Source organism: Streptomyces beijiangensis (assembly GCF_017315755.1).
Lineage (GTDB): Bacteria > Actinomycetota > Actinomycetes > Streptomycetales > Streptomycetaceae > Streptomyces > Streptomyces beijiangensis.
Genome location: NZ_JAFLRJ010001258.1, coordinates 1 through 208, shown reverse-complemented (window position 1 = coordinate 208; position 208 = coordinate 1). Strand labels below are relative to the sequence as shown.

1 protein-coding gene is annotated in these 208 nt (G+C 71.6%); it reads right to left on the bottom strand.

Translation table 11 applies throughout. The features are described from left to right. The coding region (locus J0695_RS41415) for a helix-turn-helix domain-containing protein (RefSeq protein ID WP_372445943.1) at positions 1-208 on the bottom strand (208 nt) is incomplete at both ends.

Here is a 208-nt window from a genome sequence, read left to right as displayed (position 1 = left end):
GGTCGCCCCGCCGCAGCAGCGCCGTCGCCCGCTCGATGCGACGCGTCATCAGGTACGAGTACGGCGACTCACCGTAGGCGGCCCGGAACTGCCGGCTCAGGTGCCCGGCGGACATGTTCACATCACGGGCGAGCGCCTCCACGTTCAGCGGCTGCGCCGCGTCCGCGACCGTATCGACAGGGAGTACGCGCAGCCGCGCGAGATCAGC